The 3307-nt window shown below is 49.7% G+C and carries 2 rRNA genes; both read left to right on the top strand.

The features are described 5' to 3' along the window. Positions 1–67 precede the first annotated feature (67 nt). A 23S ribosomal RNA gene (locus CHB72_RS25350) occupies positions 68–3140 on the top strand. Between the two features lie 52 nt (positions 3141–3192). Then, positions 3193–3307: ribosomal RNA gene (gene rrf, locus CHB72_RS25345) — 5S ribosomal RNA — on the top strand; the annotation flags it as partial.

The raw sequence follows: 3307 nt of genomic DNA, 5'->3' as shown, positions 1-3307 counted from the left end.
CCAGATTGTTCCTTGAAAACTAAACAATGTAATGATGATGAAAGCAAAGCTAAAGTAATTCACTAAAGGTCAAGTTAATAAGGGCAAAGGGTGGATGCCTTGGCACTAGGAGCCGAAGAAGGACGTGGTAAGCTGCGAAAAGTCTCGGGGAGCTGCAAGCAAGCATTGATCCGGGAATGTCCGAATGGGGAAACCCACTTGGAGTAATGTCCAAGTATCTAGTACTGAATTCATAGGTACTAGAAGGTAGACCGAGGGAACTGAAACATCTAAGTACCTCGAGGAAGAGAAAGAAAAATCGATTCCCTCAGTAGCGGCGAGCGAAAGGGGAAGAGCCCAAACCTACGACAATTGTTGTAGGGGTTGAGGAGATGGTCACAAAGAAAGAGGAACTTGTAGAAGAAGAGAGTTGGAAAGCTCCACCAGAGAGGGTAAAAGTCCCGTACTTGAAACGAAAGAAACTTTCGACCATGATCCAGAGTACCACGGGACACGTGAAACCCTGTGGGAAGCAGGGGGGACCACCCCCCAAGGCTAAATACTACCTAGTGACCGATAGCGCATAGTACCGTGAGGGAAAGGTGAAAAGAACCCCGGGAGGGGAGTGAAAAAGAACCTGAAACCTTTTGCCTACAAGCTGTGGAAGCGCTTTATACGCGTGACCGCGTACTTTTTGTAGAACGGGCCAACGAGTTATGGTATGTAGCAAGGTTAAGGACTGAAGGTCTGGAGCCGAAGGGAAACCGAGTCTTAATAGGGCGATTAGTTACATGCTATAGACCCGAAACCGTGCGATCTACCCATGGGCAGGATGAAGCGGAAGTAAAATTTCGTGGAGGTCCGAACCAGTTGACGTTGAAAAGTCATTGGATGACCTGTGGGTAGCGGAGAAATTCCAATCGAGCTCGGAGATAGCTGGTTCTCGCCGAAATAGCTTTAGGGCTAGCCTTGGGAAAAGAGTGACGGAGGTAGAGCACTGAATGGTCTAGGGGCCTTCACCGGTTACCAAAACCTATCAAACTCCGAATGCCGTTAACTTATAACCAGGAGTCAGACTACGAGTGATAAGATCCGTAGTCAAGAGGGAAAGAACCCAGATCATCAGCTAAGGTCCCCAAGTATACGTTAAGTGGAAAAGGATGTGGAGTTGCACAGACAACCAGGATGTTGGCTTAGAAGCAGCCACTCATTTAAAGAGTGCGTAATAGCTCACTGGTCGAGTGATTCTGCGCCGAAAATGTCCGGGGCTCAAACGTATCACCGAAGCTATGGATGCTGACGTAATCATTAGTACTTTCATAAAGAAGAAAGGCTTAGGAGGACATTTAGTCAAAACCAACCGCAAGGTAAAAAAAAGAGGTTTTGACCAAATCATCAAGCCAAACGTATCTATGAGGGTAGTAATGATTACGTCAGCGTGGTAGGCGAGCATTCTATGTGGGTAGAAGCTGTACCGTAAGGAGCAGTGGACTGCATAGAAGAGAGAATGTTGGCATGAGTAACGAGAGGTGAGTGAGAATCTCACCCGTCGAAAACCTAAGGTTTCCTGAGGAAGGTTCGTCCACTCAGGGTAAGTCGGGGCCTAAGCCGAGGCAGAAATGCGTAGGCGATGGACAACAGGTTGAAATTCCTGTACCACCTAAATTCGTCTGAGAGACGGGGTGACACAGAAGGATAGGTCTAGCCCACCGTTGGTTGAGTGGGTCTAAGCCAGTAGGGAGCTAAGGCAGGCAAATCCGCCATAGTATAATCCTGAGAGGTGATGGGGAGCGAAAAATAAGTAGCGAAGAGATTGATTCCACACTGTCGAGAAAAGCCTCTATCGAGAATGCTAGGTGCCCGTACCGCAAACCGACACAGGTAGGTGAGGAGAGAATCCTAAGACGAGCGGGAGAACCATTGTTAAGGAACTCGGCAAAATGACCCCGTAACTTCGGGAGAAGGGGTGCCGAAGGGTGTGAAGGCTATACGCCGTAAGCATCAATCGGTCGCAGAGAACAGGCCCAAGCGACTGTTTAGCAAAAACATAGGTCTCTGCAAAGTCGAAAGACGAAGTATAGGGGCTGACGCCTGCCCGGTGCTGGAAGGTTAAGGGGAAGTGTAAATCGTAAGATGAAGCACAGAACTTAAGCCCCAGTAAACGGCGGCCGTAACTATAACGGTCCTAAGGTAGCGAAATTCCTTGTCGGGTAAGTTCCGACCCGCACGAAAGGCGTAACGATTTGGGCGCTGTCTCAACAATGGACCCGGTGAAATTGTAATACCAGTGAAGATGCTGGTTACCTGCGACAGGACGGAAAGACCCCGTGGAGCTTTACTGTAGCTTGACATTGGATTTTGGTACTACATGTACAGGATAGGTGGGAGACAGAGAACCTAGGACGCCAGTTTTGGGGGAGTCGACGTTGGGATACCACTCTTGTAGTACTGAAGTTCTAACCATGAACCGTGAAGCCGGTTTTGGGACACTGTCAGGTGGGCAGTTTGACTGGGGCGGTCGCCTCCTAAAGAGTAACGGAGGCGCCCAAAGGTTCCCTCAGCACGGTCGGAAATCGTGCAAAGAGTGTAAAGGCAAAAGGGAGCTTGATTGCGAGACTTACAAGTCGAGCAAGGACGAAAGTCGGGCTTAGTGATCCGGTGGTACCGAGTGGAAGGGCCATCGCTCAACGGATAAAAGCTACCCCGGGGATAACAGGCTTATCTCCCCCAAGAGTCCACATCGACGGGGAGGTTTGGCACCTCGATGTCGGCTCATCACATCCTGGGGCTGTAGTAGGTCCCAAGGGTTGGGCTGTTCGCCCATTAAAGTGGTACGCGAGCTGGGTTCAGAACGTCGTGAGACAGTTCGGTCCCTATCCGTCGCAGGCGCAGGAAATTTGAGAGGAGCTGTCCTTAGTACGAGAGGACCGGGATGGACGTACCTATGGTGTACCAGTTGTTCTGCCAAGAGCACCGCTGGGTAGCTATGTACGGAAGGGATAAGTGCTGAAGGCATCTAAGCACGAAGCCCCCCTCAAGATAAGATTTCCCATTCCGCAAGGAAGTAAGACCCCAGGAAGACTACCTGGTAGATAGGTCGGAGGTGTAAGTGCAGCAATGTATTAAGCTGACCGATACTAATAGGTCGAGGACTTGACCAAAGAAAGATATATCATCAAAGCATTGTTTAGTTTTGAGGGAACAACCTCAAAATGTCGTGACAATAGCGAAGGGGTCACACCTGTTCCCATACCGAACACAGAAGTTAAGCCCTTCAGCGCTGATGGTACTTGGCGGGAAGCTGCCTGGGAGAGTAGGTCGTTGCGAC

The sequence above is a fragment of the Anaerovirgula multivorans genome (genome assembly GCF_900188145.1).
Classification (GTDB): domain Bacteria; phylum Bacillota; class Clostridia; order Peptostreptococcales; family Natronincolaceae; genus Anaerovirgula; species Anaerovirgula multivorans.
Note: the sequence above shows the minus strand (reverse complement) of the source record. Positions and strands in the feature narration are given on the sequence as shown.